Annotated in this window: 14 protein-coding genes; 9 read left to right on the top strand and 5 right to left on the bottom strand. The window is 66.2% G+C overall.

What is annotated here, in order from left to right; genetic code table 11:
* Nucleotides 1–191: 191 nt before the first annotated feature.
* The gene (locus tag AB2U09_RS06670; protein ID WP_459191923.1) at nucleotides 192–2,687 is read right to left on the bottom strand and encodes an ABC transporter ATP-binding protein; all 2,496 of its coding nucleotides are present in this window, start codon (nucleotides 2,685–2,687) and stop codon (nucleotides 192–194) included.
* A gap of 548 nt (nucleotides 2,688–3,235) precedes the next feature.
* Between AB2U09_RS06670 and AB2U09_RS06665 the strand changes: the two genes are divergently transcribed.
* Nucleotides 3,236–3,997 (top strand): metallophosphoesterase family protein, encoded by a 762-nt coding sequence (locus AB2U09_RS06665; RefSeq protein WP_459191922.1) that lies wholly within the window; start codon nucleotides 3,236–3,238, stop codon nucleotides 3,995–3,997.
* A gap of 78 nt (nucleotides 3,998–4,075) precedes the next feature.
* Here the strand turns inward: AB2U09_RS06665 and AB2U09_RS06660 are convergent, their stop codons facing one another.
* Nucleotides 4,076–6,070, bottom strand: a complete 1,995-nt coding sequence (locus tag AB2U09_RS06660) for an ABC transporter substrate-binding protein (RefSeq protein WP_459191921.1) — start codon at nucleotides 6,068–6,070, stop codon at nucleotides 4,076–4,078.
* Between the two features lie 203 nt (nucleotides 6,071–6,273).
* On the opposite strand from AB2U09_RS06660, the gene AB2U09_RS06655 reads away from it, so the two are divergent.
* The 6 genes from AB2U09_RS06655 (at nucleotide 6,274) to AB2U09_RS06630 (ending at nucleotide 12,106) form a co-directional block, all read left to right on the top strand.
* Nucleotides 6,274–7,056 carry an inositol monophosphatase family protein gene (locus tag AB2U09_RS06655; protein ID WP_459191920.1) on the top strand — a complete coding sequence of 261 codons (783 nt, stop codon included), beginning with the start codon at nucleotides 6,274–6,276 and terminating at the stop codon, nucleotides 7,054–7,056.
* Between the two features lie 716 nt (nucleotides 7,057–7,772).
* Nucleotides 7,773–9,149, top strand: a complete 1,377-nt coding sequence (locus tag AB2U09_RS06650) for a BNR-4 repeat-containing protein (protein WP_459191919.1) — start codon at nucleotides 7,773–7,775, stop codon at nucleotides 9,147–9,149.
* Between the two features lie 304 nt (nucleotides 9,150–9,453).
* Nucleotides 9,454–10,224: an MOSC domain-containing protein gene (locus tag AB2U09_RS06645; RefSeq protein WP_459191918.1), complete on the top strand. Its 771-nt coding sequence runs from the start codon at nucleotides 9,454–9,456 to the stop codon at nucleotides 10,222–10,224.
* A gap of 74 nt (nucleotides 10,225–10,298) precedes the next feature.
* Nucleotides 10,299–10,760, top strand: a complete 462-nt coding sequence (locus AB2U09_RS06640; protein ID WP_459191917.1) for a dTDP-4-dehydrorhamnose 3,5-epimerase family protein — start codon at nucleotides 10,299–10,301, stop codon at nucleotides 10,758–10,760.
* A gap of 90 nt (nucleotides 10,761–10,850) precedes the next feature.
* The gene (locus tag AB2U09_RS06635) at nucleotides 10,851–11,924 is read left to right on the top strand and encodes a glucose-1-phosphate thymidylyltransferase (RefSeq protein WP_459191916.1); all 1,074 of its coding nucleotides are present in this window, start codon (nucleotides 10,851–10,853) and stop codon (nucleotides 11,922–11,924) included.
* A gap of 2 nt (nucleotides 11,925–11,926) precedes the next feature.
* Entirely contained in the window at nucleotides 11,927–12,106 is a 180-nt protein-coding gene (locus AB2U09_RS06630) for a hypothetical protein (protein ID WP_459191915.1), read from the top strand.
* A 205-nt stretch (nucleotides 12,107–12,311) separates the two neighbouring features.
* Here the strand turns inward: AB2U09_RS06630 and AB2U09_RS06625 are convergent, their stop codons facing one another.
* Nucleotides 12,312–12,560, bottom strand: a complete 249-nt coding sequence (locus tag AB2U09_RS06625; protein WP_459191914.1) for a hypothetical protein — start codon at nucleotides 12,558–12,560, stop codon at nucleotides 12,312–12,314.
* 136 nt (nucleotides 12,561–12,696) lie between these two features.
* Between AB2U09_RS06625 and AB2U09_RS06620 the strand changes: the two genes are divergently transcribed.
* Both AB2U09_RS06620 and AB2U09_RS06615 read left to right on the top strand, forming a co-directional pair.
* Nucleotides 12,697–13,287, top strand: a complete 591-nt coding sequence (locus AB2U09_RS06620; protein ID WP_459191913.1) for a hypothetical protein — start codon at nucleotides 12,697–12,699, stop codon at nucleotides 13,285–13,287.
* Between the two features lie 182 nt (nucleotides 13,288–13,469).
* Nucleotides 13,470–14,225 carry a PspA/IM30 family protein gene (locus tag AB2U09_RS06615; protein WP_459191912.1) on the top strand — a complete coding sequence of 252 codons (756 nt, stop codon included), beginning with the start codon at nucleotides 13,470–13,472 and terminating at the stop codon, nucleotides 14,223–14,225.
* Between the two features lie 16 nt (nucleotides 14,226–14,241).
* Here the strand turns inward: AB2U09_RS06615 and AB2U09_RS06610 are convergent, their stop codons facing one another.
* Both AB2U09_RS06610 and rfbD read right to left on the bottom strand, forming a co-directional pair.
* Nucleotides 14,242–14,481 (bottom strand): hypothetical protein, encoded by a 240-nt coding sequence (locus AB2U09_RS06610; protein WP_459191911.1) that lies wholly within the window; start codon nucleotides 14,479–14,481, stop codon nucleotides 14,242–14,244.
* A 138-nt stretch (nucleotides 14,482–14,619) separates the two neighbouring features.
* Nucleotides 14,620–15,522: a dTDP-4-dehydrorhamnose reductase gene (rfbD, locus tag AB2U09_RS06605; RefSeq protein WP_459191910.1), complete on the bottom strand. Its 903-nt coding sequence runs from the start codon at nucleotides 15,520–15,522 to the stop codon at nucleotides 14,620–14,622.
* Between the last annotated feature and the right edge of the window lie 36 nt (nucleotides 15,523–15,558).

The raw sequence follows: 15,558 nt of genomic DNA, 5'->3' as shown, positions 1-15,558 counted from the left end.
AACGTCCAGACGCATATGGCATCAATGTTGTGGATGTATCCTGACATAGCGGCGAGTCCGGGAGGCGGTGCCCGGGGATCTCACGGGCAGACCATCCCCCGGAAATCCCATCGCCGGCGCGGCTCGATCCGCGACGGTTCGCTGTTGCCGTCCCGAGCCAGAAGGCCGCCGCTCGGAACGGGGTAGGCGGACTACTGAGAACGGGCGTCGTCCAGCGCGTCCGTCCCGGAATGCCGCTCCGAGTGGCGGAAACACGCGACGTCGCGGTGGGGCGCCGATCCGTCAGCCGCCGACTCCGGGGCGTCGCTCCGGTCGTCGAGGAGCGACTGGGGTGAACGCTGCTGACAGATCGTCGGGAACTCGTCGTCGAGAAGCGCTTGCGCGTCGGTGACGTCGCCCTCGTGGACCAGTTCGAGCGCGGTCGCGACGATCCGATCGGCGTCGGCGTCGTCGAGCGAGTCGGGGATCCCGAAGTGGTCCCGGACCGTCGCAGCGAACGCCGACTGCGAGAGGGTTTCCGGGTCGGTCTCCGGACCGAACAGTCGGTCCCGCGTGCCCTCGTCGTCGAAATCGTCCCGCTCGACGGCCTCTTTCAGCCCCATGACCGCGTTCCACACCGATTGGTCGAACGTGTAGTCGTCGGGCTGGATGACCTCCGAGCAGCGGGTGTGGTATCGGCAGCCCCGCGGCGGGTCGGTCGACTCCGGGATGTCGATGCTCCGGATCGGCGTCTCCCCGTCGTCACGCTCGTCGGGGTCCAGATTCGTCGTCGCCCAGCGCAGCGCCTTCGTGTAGGGGTGGTCCGGGTCGTGGATGATCTCGTCGGGGGTCCCGATCTCCACGATCTCCCCGAGGTACATGATCGCGATCCGGCCGTCCATCTGCTTGGCGACGTAGCGGGCGTTCGAGAGGTCGTGGGAGACGAACAGGAACGACGTGTCGAACAGGTCCTGCAGTTCGACCATGAGATCCATCATCTCCACGCGCAGCGAGACGTCGAGGGCGCTCACCGGCTCGTCGGCGAGGATGAGCTCCGGGTTGACCAGCATCGCCCGGATCAGCGCGACCCGCTGTTTCTCCCCGCCGGAGAGCTGCGGCGGGTACCGCTTGCTGTACTCCTCGGTAGGTTCCATTCCCACCCGTTCCAGCATCCGCGAGATCAGTTCCCGCCGCCGCTCCGCGCCGAGATTGGGGTACCAGCGCTTGAGCGGGTCTTCGAGGATGGTCTTCACCCGGCGCATCTCGTTCAGCGAGCTCCCCGGGTCCTGGTGGATCACCTGGAGCGCTTTGCGGATGTCCTCGAACGGGATGTCAATGTCCCCCAGCCGGCGCCGCGCCTGCCAGATGTCCTGGCCCCGGTACTCGACGGTGCCGCTCGTCGGCTCCTGCACCCCGATCGCCGTCTTCCCGAGCGTGGTCTTGCCCGACCCGCTCTCTCCGACAAGCACGACGACGTCGTTCTCGTATACTTCGAGGTCGACGCCATCGACGGCCTTCACGGTGCTCACGTCCGAGAACGGGTTCAGCTTGCTCCCCTTTTGCTGTTCGAAGTGCACTTCGACGTCGTCAAGCGTCACCACCGGGTCGTCGGACTGGCGATCGGTCGAGCGGCCGCTGTCCAGATCAGTGACGGCGTCGTCGCTCCCGCGTTCCTTCCAGCCCAGCGGGATCGTCGAGGGCACGTCCTCCCAGTAGTGGCAGTGGACGTCGTGGTCCTCCTCCGCGTGGTAGGCCGGGGGGTTGTCCTCGAGACAGCGGTCGTCGGCCAGCGGGCATCGCGGGTGATACGAGCAGCCCTCGGGGATGTTGACCGGGTCGGGTGCCGACCCCTCGATCGGCTCCATCTCGTCGACGTGCGTGTCCAGGTTGGGTGTCGAGTTGAGCAGCGCGCGGGTGTACGGATGCGTCGCGTTGCGGAGGATCCGGTCGGCGGGGCCGACCTCGACGAACTCGAAGGCGTAGAGCACGGCCAGCCGGTCGGCGAGGTTCGCGACCAGCGAGAGGTCGTGCGTGATGAAGACGATCGTCAGGTCGTGTTTCTCCTTGATCTCCTCGATGAGCGAGATGATAGAGCGCTGCATCAGGAGATCGAGCGCCGCGGTCGGCTCGTCCATGACGAGCACTTCGGGTTCGAGCAGCAGGCTCAGGGCGATGAGGATCCGCTGGCGCATCCCGCCCGACAGCTCGTGCGGGTAGGCGTCCAGCACCCGGTCGGGGTCCAGATACAGGTCGGCGATGAGTTCGCGGGCCCGCTCCATGCCCGCCTCGACCGGATAGTCGTGGGCGGAGAGCGTCTCGACGAAGTGGGTCCGTATCCGCCGAACCGGATTGAACGAGCTCATCGCCCCCTGGAACACCATCGAGACCTGCTCCCACCGGTACCGATTGCGCTCTTTCTTCGACAGGTCGAGGACGTCGACGGGTCTGCCGTCGCGGGCGTAGTACGTGATGTCGCCGGTGAGGACGCCCGGTTCGACGACCGCGTCCAGCAGCGAGGAAGCGAACATCGACTTGCCAGACCCCGACTCGCCGACGACGCCGAAGATCTCCGTCCGTTCGAGGTCGATACTCACCTCGTCGAGGACCCGCGAGTCACCCCGGTCGGTCCCGAACCGGACGGTCACGTCCCGGAGCTCGAAGACGGTGTCGTCGCCGTCCACCTCGCGTGCGTGAACTGTCTCAGACATCTCTCTCGTGGTCGCTGGCGAGTGCCCCACCGGACGGGGCGATCAGCCGTGATTCGCCGTCGTCGACGGAGGAGTCGTGACGGGTCCTAGCCGGACCCGCGGTTCCGGTACGAACCCGAGTCTGCCGACGATCGCCGCTCCTGCTCGGAAACATTGTCTGCCGGCAGTGCTCTCGCATCTCGCTTAAATCTTCTGTACCAGCGAACGGAACGGCGTCGAACGGCCCGTCAGGAGGGGGATATCGGCCGTCCCGGTACGTAACCCGGGTGGCATAGACCTACCGAGCGCTACATAGAGATTACAGTCATAATCGTGTAATCGTATGGGGAGCGGTGTATTGGGCTATGGAGCGGTACATAGGGCCCACGACGGGGTCGGATCTGCACGAGTCGTGGCCCCCGGGTAGCCCGCACACACCGTCAACCTCTCTCGATTTCGCCCCGTCCGCGATTTGACGACGTCGTTCCTGCTGGAATCGGCCGACCGGTACCAGACCGCGGCCCGTAGGTTGGGGTGGATATTTACCGCGGACGGTCCCAGCGGCGAGTGTGACCTCCCTCGTACTCGCCGATATCCACGCGAATCTCCCCGCGCTCGAAGCGATACTCGACCGGGAGTCCGACTGGGACGCGGTCTACTTCCTGGGTGACGCCGTCGGTGCCGGCCCGCATCCGGACGCGGTGCTTTCGACGCTCTCGGGCCTCTCCGGCGAGTTCCTCTCGGGGAACCACGATCGGTCGGTACTCGACACGCCACCGGAGCTCCCACCACCCGACTCGCGCGACGTCGAACGCTGGACCAGCGCACGGCTGTCCGAGGGGAACCGCCGGGCGCTCGCGGACTTCGGGGACGAGCGCCGCGTGTCCACTGACGCCGGGACGGCCCGACTCCATCACGGTGACTTCGCCTTCGACCGCGACGACCTCGACTGGAACCGACGCGCCTGGCCCGACACGGACCCAGCGGTCTACCGCGAACTCGCCGCCCGGTACGACGAGGACGTCGTCCTGTTCGGCCACTCCCACGTCCAGTTCGAGACGACCGTCGACGGGACGCGGTTCGTCAACCCCGGAAGCGTCGGGCAGCATCGGCTCGGCCAGGTCCTCGCGTGCTACGCGGTCGTCGAGGACGGCGACATCGATCTCAGAGCGGTCGACTACGACGTCGAGCGGACCATCGCCGACCTCGAACGGCTCCCGCTGGACGACGAGTACGTCGAGGCCCGCAAACTGGTCTACACCGAGGGGAAGTTGCCCGACGACCCGCCGATGCGGGATTTCCAGCCGCTCCGCGAACGGGGGTATCGATAGATCGGGCGCCGAAGGCGTCTGCCGGTGGGATCCGCGCCGAAAACGGGAGCGAAGAAAAGCGGGGGAGCGACCGTCGGCTTAGTTACCGATGGTGACGTCGTCGAACTCGGGGAGACAGGCCTCGCCGCCGGGGCCGTCCTGGTGGCGGAGGATCCCGTGCTGGACGAGCTGGTGGAACGAGTGACTCGGGAGGTCGTTGATCCACTTGCTATCGGTGGTCGACAGCTCCCACGGGGGGCTCCTGACGCCCTGCGAGGAGACCTTCAGGTAGGGGATAAACGCGGGGAGGTACTGGTTCCACGCCCAGCCGAGTTCGGTCGTCACCTGGAACGCCTCTTCCTCGGGCATCGCGAGGATGCCTTCCATCTTGTCGTAGACGTCGACGGTCGCGAGTTCGTCGTCGTCCGCGAGGAGGTTCGGCTCGCCGACGGGCTGGGGCACTTCCCACTCGCCCGGGTGGTCCCACCGCTCCTGGTACGAGGAGTTCGGGCCCATCCGCCCGAGTCGCCAGCGTTCCATCGAGGGCTTGGTCGTCCCGGTCGAGTCGGGATAGATGTCGTAGTCGCCGGAGTGGCGGCGCTCGTCGTAGACGGCGCTGTCGACGATCTCCAGCGTGACGTCGAAGCCGAACTCGCTCAGCTGGTCCTCCATCGTCTCGAAGCTCGGTACCCAGTCGCCCTCGGAGACCATCAGGTCAAGGTGCGCCTGGGTGCCTTCGACGTCGTCGTAGACCTGCCCGTCCTCGTAGGCGAAGTCGTCGGTCGCGTTGATCAGTTCGACGGCGAGGTCCGTCTCCTGCGGGCCGTGGTCCGTCCAGCTCGAGAGGTCGCCGTGGACGCCGTTCTCGACGTTCTCGACCGAGAGGTGGCTCTGGGGGATCGGGAACTCCTCGAAGCCGGGTCCCATGTTCTGGACGATGAGGCTGAAATCGAGCGCCTTCGCGATGGCGTGGCGGACGCGGCGGTAGTTCGACGGCCGCCGCGGGCGGTCGCCGGACCCGTTCACGTTGAAGGCGTGGATCTGCCAGCGGGTCTCGCGCTTGTATTTCTCGACGTCGGGTGCCTGCTGGGCGAGGCCGGACTCCATGGGGTACTCCCAGTTGTCCAGTTTGCCCTCCAGCCAAGCCGACTGCGCGACGGACTGGTCCTCGATGAACTCGTAGCGGATGCGGTCGATGTTGATGCAGTCGGCCCGCGGGTGGTCCTCGAACTTCGTCAGTTCGAGGCTGGATTCGCCGAGGCTCTCGAACTCGAAGGGGCCGAAGCCGAGGTACTTCTCGCCGGCCTGTTCGGTCGGGGTGAACTCGCTCAGGTCCGTGAGGAACTGGTCGAACTCGTCGGTTCCCGGCTCGGTGTTGACGGCCCGTTCGCGCCACTCGTTCCAGGTGTCCGGGTGGTACGCGAAGTGGCTGTCGAGGTCGAGCGTCGCGTCCACGAGGAACGTCTTGAGGACGCCGTCCTGATAGCGGTCGCGGAGCGTGAACTCGACGCGCTGGTCGTCGACGATCTCGTAGTCCTCGTAGAACTGCGCGTCGACGTTGGGCTCGCCGGTGTGTTCGTTGATCGCCCAGTTGATGTCGTAGGCGATGCCGATGCTCTCCGTCGTGACCGGGTCCCCGTTGTGCCACTGCCAGTCGTCGTCGAGTTCGACGTAGACCGTCCCGTCCTCTTCGCCCCAGTCCTCGGCCATGATGGGGAACGTCTCCTGAGCGCCGAACAGCTTGCCGACGACGCCGTCGAACAGGTGGACGCCCCACCGACAGCAGTGCTGGGTGATCGCACCGGCCGGGCCCCACGGCGCGTTCATGTGGGCGTTCGCTCCCGGCTCGATCGGGCCCATGAAGCCCTTGTACACGATCTCGTTTTCGTCGCCGTCGGTCCCACCGTTTCCGCCACCGCCGCCGTCGCCGTTTGTCCCGCCGTTGCCGTCGCCACCGCTCGTGTCGGTCTCGCCGCCGCTACTGCAACCGGCCAGGAGCGCTGCGCTCCCGCCTGCCACACCCTGGAGGATCTTCCGTCGCGTGTGATAATCCGTGATCTGTGCACCCGTTGAGTCGCCGCCCTTTGAGGGCATGTGGGAATCGATATTGCACTCCATTATAATGTTATCTAAAGATTTCATATAGTAGTGGGTAGCATCGTGGTATCGTGAGAGAGTAACTCACACCACTGTGCAGCCCCGACTTCCATCGATCCTGTGTGTTCCTAACAGGTATAAAACAAAAAGGTAAAGAAACATCTTTTCGTAGCGGGCCGTCAGGCGGTGCCCAATCCAACATGGAACATCTCGTGAGAGCGAATACGCCGTTACGAGTCGGACTGGAGGCGGTCGAAAACGCAGCCGAGATCCACCAGCAACGCGAGTGGAACGGCGCGGAGTTGAAATCGCCGCAGCAGCTCGTCACGGAGGTCGATGTCCGGATCGAACAGCGACTCAAGGACCGCCTCTCCGCGGAGTTTCCCACACACGCGTTCGTCGGCGAGGAAGAGGGCTCCCACGGGGATTCGGAATCCGTCTGGTACATCGATCCGATCGACGGGACGACGGACTTCGTCTACGGCCTGCCCCACTCCGCTATCTCGCTCGCCTACGTCGTCGACGGCGTCCGGAAGGTCGGGATCGTCCACCATCCGAATTCGGACACGACCTACACGGCAGTCGCCGACGAAGGCGCCTACCGGGACGGCGAGCCGATCTCGGTGTCACCCGAAACCGAACTGGACCGGTCGCTGTTCGGCATCGGCTTCTCGCGGAAAGACGTGAACGACCCGACGCTGCGGACTGCCTTCGAGTTCCTCATCGAGGAGACGCTTGGCGTCCGGCGATACGGCTCGGCGGCCCTGCAGCTCTGCTACGCGGCCGACGGGACCTTCGACGGGTTCCTGCACCGCAACCTGGGGTCGTGGGACGTCGCCGCGGGGACGCTCATCGTCGAGGAAGCCGGCGGCGTCGTCACCGATTTCGACGGCAACTCGACCGAGGAAGAACTCTTCAGCGGCGACGTCGTCGCGACGAACGAGCCGCTCTGGGACCGGATGGAGTTCGTGACCTCGTCGTAACTGCGTTCCCAGCAAGCGGTCGATTTTGCGTCCAGACGCTCCGATCGTGAACAATTGTGCTCCATCACCGGTGGACCCCCGGTACTGACTGTTCGTCCCGCCCGTGAAACCCGGTGAATGGGCCGGAAGGTCGGTATTTCTGAGCGGATCTAAATAGAATACGTCTGCCGCTGTCGCGGGCCTCGAACCGGCGATGTCTTCGAGCACTACGGCATGGGTTCGCGGGTTCGCTCCGACACGGCGCTCCCGTCGCCTCCGGTGAATCACGGTAGGGAGCGGCAATTCAACGGCCGGTGACACTTCGACCGTTTGGAGTCGTTTCGTCGGCCGTTCGGCGGAGATGCTGGCCTGAAGCTGTCCGGCGCTCTCGCTCGATCCGGTAACGACGGGGCTCTCTGCGACCCCGGGAAGATCCTCGAATGACGGGGGCGGGCCATACCTATCCCGAGGAATATATTCCATACATAGGGCTGTAATCGTCGGGGTCGTTCGAGTCGTTCGGCTGCGCCGGCAGCCCCCGTCGGCTCTACAGTGGGCAACGAGCGGCTCTTCTCCATAGATGGCGTATCTCCCTCTCACCGATTGTAGTTGAGTGCGGTGCTTGTGGAAGCCCGTTCGTGGTCTCGCGGTCGGGCTATCGGGCGACCGGACGGGAAGCGATCGAGTCTCCGTGGGCGTTCACAATCTTCATATAGCGGAGCGTCGCATTCGAAGCCGTGACCACAGAGTCCGACCTCCCGGCAGCGGAGAGTCCAGCCACCGAAGCCCGCGTGATCTCGGAGAACGTCGGCCGGAAGAGCGCTCACGACAAGCAGAACCCGCAGGCGGTCTACGCGCCGGCGGTAGACACGACGTTCGTCGTTTTCCGGGGCGAGAGCGCCGACCCCTTCGCGACGTCTTACGACCACGAGACCGGTGAGTTCGGGCCCGAAGTGCGGATCGGCGACAACCCGATCCCCGACGACGACACCCACGGGGCTCCCGCGCTGGCGATCGACGACGACGGCTACCTGCACGTGTTCTACGGCGTCCACAACGACCCGCTCTCGTACGCGAAAAGCGAGGCCCCCTACGACGTGAGCGAGTGGCAGTCGATGGGGCAGCCGGTCGCGGACGCCGACGGCGAGATCCTCGCCTCGGAGTACTGGGAGACCGACCGCGCGCTGCTGTCCGTGCCGGGAGGTACCTACACGTTCCCACTAAATTACCAGAACGATATATATCTTCTCTACCGGACAGGTACGGAACCGAACGCCCACGGATCGGACCCGGAACAGGGCGCGGAGATCACCTATCCGGCACACCAGTTCGCGACGATACTCCGGAGCACCGACGGCGGCGAGTCGTGGGAGGATCTCGGCCCGGTGATCGATACGCGGGGCGCCCGGGGGATGCCGGAATCGGACGCGTACGTCGAGGACTTCGACGAACACGACGGAAAACTACACATCACGTGGACGGTCGCCACGGGCGACGCGGAGTCCCAGCCGCCGCGCGGCCACGACGGGCCGCGACGCGGCGGCTTCCACGCGTACTTCGACCCCGAAGACGGCACGCTCTACGACCTCGCCGACAACGAGTACGGATCGACGATCACCTGGGAGGACCACGGTACCGGCGCGCTGCGCGTGGCAAACGGCGAGTGGACGACCGAGAGTGGCTGGGTGTACAAGCACCTGGTCGACGACGATGGCGTCTCGATCCTGTTCCAGTCGACGGACAACTTCGGGATCCCCGACGGCAAGTCTCAGCACGTCCTCGCGACGTACGACGACGGCTGGGCGTTCGAACGCATTCCGGACGCCTACACGGCGAGCAATCATTCCCATCTCAGGCGGACCGACGACGGCAAGCTGGAGGCGCACCTCCTCACCGCAACTGCCGACGGCGAGGACGCCGCGTCGAATTACTCGCTGTTCACGCGTTCGGGCGACGGATGGACCGAAGACGTGCTTCTCGAAGCCGAACCGATCGAGGGGATCAACACCGTCAGAAACGGGACGGACGAGTTCACGGCGCTCGCGAACGGCATCGGAAGCGACCGCGAGCAGTTCTCCAAGCGGCTCTGGGTGATCGGGACGTTCGCCCGGTAACGAACGCACCGGGCCGACCCTCGGTGCACCCAGATCGACTCCCCTGTGGACAGCGTTTCGACCATCAGGGTAATGTGACGTTGTTTATAATCTAAATTACTATTCGAAACAGATAACAGAATTATTATATCTAGAGTGCGCGTTCGCGGCGCGCTCGATCGACCGAGATCGCCGCGCCGTTCGAACTTCTGGACGATCCCTGGGCGAATGTGGACGTTCGGACAGGGGTGCTGGGCGCGTTCCGATCCGAGACCGATCGCGTTCGAACGAATCGCTATTGGGACCGGGGTTCGATCCCCTGGTGATGGCCAGTCTCGAACGACTCAGGGTGTTCCCGGTGAAAGGGTTAGACGGCATCGACCTCGAAGCGACCGAAATCCTCGACGGCGGGACGCTCCGCTACGACCGCGAGTTCGCACTGTTCGACGACGAGGGGGAGGTTCTCAACGGCAAGCGGACCGACCGGGTCCACGATCTGTCGACCGACTTCGACACGCAGTCGGGCGAGCTCGTCGTCGAGACGCCCGATGGCGACCGCCGGACGTTCGACCTCGACGCCGACAGCGAGCGCGCCGAAGCGTGGCTCAGCGACTTCTTCGACGTGAATCTGGAACTTCGCCGGGACGACTCGCTCGGGTACGTCGACCGGAGGGAGATGGGCCCGTCGGTCGTCAGCACGGGGACGCTCGAGGAGGTCGCCTCGTGGTTCGACGAGATGACCGTCGAGGGGGCGCGCCGCCGGCTGCGCGCGAACGTCGAGATCTCCGGCGTGCCGGCGTTCTGGGAAGACCGCTTCGTCGGCGAGGACGCGCCCGCGTTCGCGGTCGACGGCGTCCGATTCGAGGGGGTGACGCCGTGCGGACGCTGCGTCGTCCCGCAGCGCGACCCGGACAGCGGCGAGCCGATCCCGGAGTTCCGCGACCAGTTCGTCCGGAAGCGCGAGGAGACGTTCCCCGAGTGGGCCGACTGGGACGCCTTCGACCACTACTACACGCTGATGGTCATCACCCGAGTTCCCGAACGCGACCGCGGCGAGTCCGTCGCCGTCGGCGACGAGGTCGCGGTCGTGGAATGAGGACGGGGCCACGACGGGGCCCGAGCCTCGACCACACGGAACGTTAAGAATCTGGGACGAGTGGTCACACGCGTATGATAGACGGCGTCCAGACGCGGGAGCTACAGGTCAACGCCGACGAACGCGGCCACCTCGTCGAGGTGTTCAGGGAGGACTGGGAGGAGTACGATCCGGAACCGGCGATGAGTTACTACTCGCTTTCCTATCCGGGCGTCGTCCGCGCGTGGCACCGCCACACGCGCGGGCAGGTCGACCACTTCGTCTGCCCGAGCGGTCGCATCAAGGTCGGGATCTACGACGACCGCGAGGACTCGCAGACGCAGGGGGAACTCGACACGTTCGTCATCGGCGAGCACGACCAGCGAATGGTCCGCATCCCGGGGGCGTGCTGGCACGGGTTCAAGGTCGTCGGCGACGAGCAGGCCACGCTGATCAACTTCCCCACGAATCTCTACGACTACGACGACCCCGACGAGGAGCGCCTGCCTCCGGACACCGACGAGATCCCGCTGGACTGGGACGAGATGCCCCACTGAGCTGTATTACCGCGGTAAAGCCGAGGTTTGTTACCCCCCGCGTCGGATAAGTGGCGACTAACTGACTGGCTGGGCCGCTACGGCGCGTCCATGAAGGGACTTATCCTCGCCGGTGGGACGGGGTCGCGGCTCCGGCCGATCACCCATACGGGGCCGAAACAGCTCGTCCCCATCGCGAACAAACCGGTCCTGGAGTACGCCATCGAGGACCTCCGTGAGGCCGGCGTCACCGACATCGGCGTCGTCCTCGGGCACAAGGGTCGGGAGGGGATCCAGTCGTTCCTCGGCGACGGCAGCGACTACGGCGTCGACGTCACGTACGTCGTCCAGGGCAACCCGCTGGGGCTGGCCCACGCCGCCGGCTGCGCCCGCGAGTTCGTCGGCGACGACGATTTCGTGATGTACCTCGGCGACAACCTCCTCAACCAGGGTATCGAGCGGCTGGTCGAGAACTTCGAGTCGGGCGAACACGGCGCGGCGATCGCCTTACAGCACGTCGACGACCCGGGGGCGTTCGGCATCGCCGGCGTCGACGAGACGGGCGCGGTCCGGCGGCTGGTCGAGAAGCCCGACGACCCGCCGAGCGATCTGGCGCTCATCGGCATCTACGTGTTCTCGCCGGCAATCTTCGACGCCATCGAGGACCTCGAACCGTCGTGGCGCGGGGAACTGGAGATCACCGACGCCATCCAGTCGCTGCTGGACGACGGACTCCCGATCAGCTCCCACGTCGTCGACGGCTGGTGGAAAGACACCGGCAAGCCCGGCGACGTCCTCGAAGCTAACCGACTCGTCCTCTCGGATCTCGACCCGGCCGACGACGGTACCGTCGCCGACGGCGCGGAGACCAGGGGACCGATCGACCTCCGCGAGGGCGCGGTCGTCGAGTCCGGCGCGGTCGTCCGCGGGCCGGTCTCGCTCGGCGCCGACGTCACCGTCGAGGAGGGCGCGTACATCGGCCCGTACACGTCCGTCGGCGCGGGATCGACCGTCGCCAGTGCCCACGTCGAGAATAGCGTGATCATCGGCGACGCGGAGATCGACGCTTCCGGCCGGATCGTCGACAGCCTCGTCGGAAGCGGCGCCACGATCACCAGCGCGGACGAAGTGCTCCCCGACGGCCAGCGGCTCGTCGTCGGCGAGAACTCCGACCTCAAACTCTAAGCATGCGAATCAGTACCCTCACCTGCCCGGAATGCGGGACCGTCGTCGCGGCGAACGAACTCGAAGCGAATCGCGTGATGAAGTGTCCCGGACTGGACTGCCAGACGGTCCTCCGGTTCGCGGACCTCCCCGAGGACGACCGCGAGCACTTCCTCGCCAATCGCGACCAGTACCAGATTTGAGCCCGGCGGGTACGCGGCGACGGGGCCGGCCACCGGCCGCCGACTGCAACAGGCTTAATTAACAGTAGCCCCTTGACCCAAGTGACGCTTCGTCTTGGAGGGCCGAAGCGTCAGCGGGGACCAATTCGGAGCGACACACGGCCGCTTTTCGGCCGTGGTCCGCTCTTTCGTGAACACGACTCGCCGAGACTCGTCTCCGCCGTTCTCAGCCGATCTCGTAGTCGCCGTCGGCGTCCCCGAGCGCCTCGTACACCGTATCCTCGTGCGCGTCGGCTATCTCCGGTGCCTGCAGGCGCGTCTGCTGCTCGTCGGGGTCGCCGCGGAACACGTACGACACCGACTCGAACTCGCCGCTCGGCGTCTCGCCGTGGAGTTCGACGATCACGTCACGCTGGTAGTCGAACACCCGCGCGTTCTCGATGTCGAGGGGTCGTGCGGACTGGTCGAGGCTCATTGGTCTCACGTCAGCGTATGCGATTGATAGCCATACACACTCTCCCAAAATAGAAAGGCCCGGGCCCCGATCCGACCCTCGGCCTGCCTATGCCGTATTGCCACTCTTTTCCGCGGAGACCGAAGGGGGACCCGTCATGATGGAGCAAGTACTGTACCCCGAGTCGGACGCCACCGACCAGGGGGACCTGGCGGAGCAGATGAGCGGCGATCAGCGGGACACGCTCCCGTGGGTGCTCGGCGCCCTCGTCCTCCGGAGCACGCTGAAATCGCTCCGCGACGGCGAGAACGATAGTTCGAGCAGCGGCGGGCGGCGACAGGAATCGAGCCAGTCGTCGGAGAGCGGTAGCAGCACGCTCACGTGGCTGATCGGCGGGGCAATCCTCCTCGCCGCAGGCTACCTGATCCGGGACCGGCTCGGGCCGGCGCGCGAGCGGGCCGCACCGCGGGTCGGCGAGGGATCCAAGCAGGTCGCGGACCGGACCGAACAGATGAGCCACGAGGCCGCCGACCGCGTCCGCGAGGGCGGGCAGACGGTCGCCGAGCAGGCAGAGCAGACGGCCGAGGAGGCCGCCGAACAGGTCGAATCGGCGAGTAAGGAAGTCGGCGACCGGATCGAGGAGACGAGCGAGGAGGTCGGCGACCAGCTCGAAGACCGCGGCGAGAAAGCCAGCGAGACGATCGAAGAAGAGGGCGAGAAGATGGAGGACGGCGGCGAGAGCGACTAGGCAGAGGACGCTCCGCAGCAAGACGACTGAGCGGATCGTCTGCGGGGTGAGCCCGCAGCGGGACGCGACGGGTTCGAACCGGCATGTGCGCGCAGCGCCGTTAACCGCGTTCGAGCCGATTCCTTCCCCATGCCAGCCAACGGCAGCAGGCGGTCTGTTTGTCTCGAAGTGGGGGGATCACGGTGAGCCTCCTCGACCGCATCGTCTTCAGGATCGAGTCGTGGATCAACGCGCTGCTCGACCGCACGTCTGACCCGTCGGCGGAGCTCGATTACTCCTACGAGCGGTTGCGCGACCAGCTTCAGGAGATAAATCGCGGGATCGCGAGCGTCACGACCCAGAAGAAGCGACTGGAGATGCACCGCGAGCGCCTGCGCTCGTCGGTCGAGACCTACGACGAGCAGGTCCGCGAAGCCATTCGTCAGGACCGCGACGACCTCGCGCGGCGGGCGCTGGAGAAGAAACACGCGACCCTCGATCAGGTGACCGACATCGAAGACCAGATCGGGCGGTTGCAGGCGACCCAGGACACCCTGACCGAGCGGCAGGTGGCCCTCCGCGGTCGCATCGAGGGGTTCCGGACCCGCAAGGAGACGCTGAAGGCGCGCCACGAGGCGGCGCAGGCGTCGGCGCGCGTCGCCGAGGCGTTCACCGGCGTCGGCGGCGAGATGGAGGACGTGAGCCGCGCCATCGAGCGCGCGACCGAACGGACCGAGCAGATGGAGGCGCGAGCGGCCGCACTGGAAGAACTGGAAGCCAGCGGCGCGCTCGACGACGTGCTCGCCGAGGGCGACGAGATCGACCGCGAACTGCGCCGCCGCTCGACCGAGGAGCGGGTCGACCGCGAACTTGAGGAACTGAAGACGCGGGTCGGCCGAGAGACCGACGCGACCGATCGAGAACTCGAACGGGAGCCCGCCGGGAGCGGGGCCTCCTGACCTTCTTGATCCGCGATTAGGACCCGACCGCGAGCGAGTATCCGAACAGGAAGATCCCGACGACGACGAACGCCGCGGCGACCATGCCACCGTAGCCGGCCGGCCACTCGCCGCTCAGTGCGTGTACGGCCGGCGAAATAGCGCCAGCGGTGACGAACAGACTCCCCACGCCGATCGCCGACCAGAACTGCTCGGTGCTCGACTCCGTCGTCGCCTGATCGACGGCCTCAGGGGCCCTTCCCTGCTGTTCACTCATACCTCGATTAGGGCGTGACGACCGAAGGGGACGCGGCGTGATGCTCGAAGGTCTTTAAATCGAGTATCGTATCGGGACGTCAGGTACGCCCCGACGGAACTCCTCAAAAGAGATGGTATCGGCCGCTATGGGGCCCAATTACTGCTCGCCGGCGGCGAGCCCGTCGCCGATGGCGGCGAGGTCCTCGTCGGTGGTCGGTTGCGGACGGTCGAGGACTGCCTCGACCCCGGATACGTCGAGGCACGTGTGCCGTGGCCGCGTCGCCGCACGGTCGACGTCGTCCATCGATCCTTCCTCGACGAGCGACGGATCGGCGCCCAGTCGGTCGGCGAGCAACCCGCCGAACTCGTGGGGGGTCAGACACGAGCGGCTGGCGACGTGGACGGTTCCACGCTCGCCGGCTTCGGCGAGGTCCAGTAGCGTCTCGGCCGCCTGTCCGGCGCGGCTCGGCGTGACGTGCTGGTCGGTGAACAGCGGGACGGACTCGCCCGCTGTGAGTCGGTCGCGGACCCACGCCGGGAACCCCGTCAGTTCGCCCGAAAATCCGTGGGTACCGTAGACGAACGAGAGACGGACGACGAGCGATTCCGGCGCCGCATCGCGGACGGCGTGCTCGCCGGTCAGTTTCGACTCGCCGTACACCTGAACCGGGCTCGTGGCGGCCGATTCGTCGTAGGGCGTCTCGTCGCGCCCGTCGAACACGTAGTCCGTCGAGACGTGGACGAAGGGAATTTTCCGGTCGGCACAGGCCGATGCGAGGGCACCGGGCGCCTCGCCGTTGACCGCGTGGGCGCGCTCGGGGTCGCGCTCGCAGCCGTCGACGTCCGTCATCGCGGCGCAGTTGACGACGAGGTCGGGCGCCTGCTCGTCCAGCAGCGCGGCCACGCGGTCGGCGTCGCGGACGTCCAGTTGCGACCACTCCACCGGCGCGCGCTCGAGAGGCGAGTGAACGGCGGCGTGCGCTTCCCAGCCGCGGTCGAGGGCGGCGGTGACGACGTTGCTCCCGAGCTGTCCGGCCGCGCCGAGGACCAGCGTTCGCATGGGTCGGCATACGCCGCGGAAACACAAATATGCGGT

This window comes from Halosimplex yunnanense (assembly GCF_054504345.1).
Note: the sequence above shows the minus strand (reverse complement) of the source record. Positions and strands in the feature narration are given on the sequence as shown.

Coding starts and splice junctions, on each gene's coding strand:
- AB2U09_RS06670 (WP_459191923.1), bottom strand. CDS start 2,687: ATGTCTGAGACAGTTCACGCACGCGAGGTGGACGGCGACGACACCGTC.
- AB2U09_RS06660 (WP_459191921.1), bottom strand. CDS start 6,070: ATGCCCTCAAAGGGCGGCGACTCAACGGGTGCACAGATCACGGATTAT.
- AB2U09_RS06655 (WP_459191920.1), top strand. CDS start 6,274: ATGGAACATCTCGTGAGAGCGAATACGCCGTTACGAGTCGGACTGGAG.
- AB2U09_RS06645 (WP_459191918.1), top strand. CDS start 9,454: ATGGCCAGTCTCGAACGACTCAGGGTGTTCCCGGTGAAAGGGTTAGAC.
- AB2U09_RS06640 (WP_459191917.1), top strand. CDS start 10,299: ATGATAGACGGCGTCCAGACGCGGGAGCTACAGGTCAACGCCGACGAA.
- AB2U09_RS06635 (WP_459191916.1), top strand. CDS start 10,851: ATGAAGGGACTTATCCTCGCCGGTGGGACGGGGTCGCGGCTCCGGCCG.
- AB2U09_RS06630 (WP_459191915.1), top strand. CDS start 11,927: ATGCGAATCAGTACCCTCACCTGCCCGGAATGCGGGACCGTCGTCGCG.
- AB2U09_RS06625 (WP_459191914.1), bottom strand. CDS start 12,560: ATGAGCCTCGACCAGTCCGCACGACCCCTCGACATCGAGAACGCGCGG.
- AB2U09_RS06620 (WP_459191913.1), top strand. CDS start 12,697: ATGATGGAGCAAGTACTGTACCCCGAGTCGGACGCCACCGACCAGGGG.
- AB2U09_RS06610 (WP_459191911.1), bottom strand. CDS start 14,481: ATGAGTGAACAGCAGGGAAGGGCCCCTGAGGCCGTCGATCAGGCGACG.
- rfbD (WP_459191910.1), bottom strand. CDS start 15,522: ATGCGAACGCTGGTCCTCGGCGCGGCCGGACAGCTCGGGAGCAACGTC.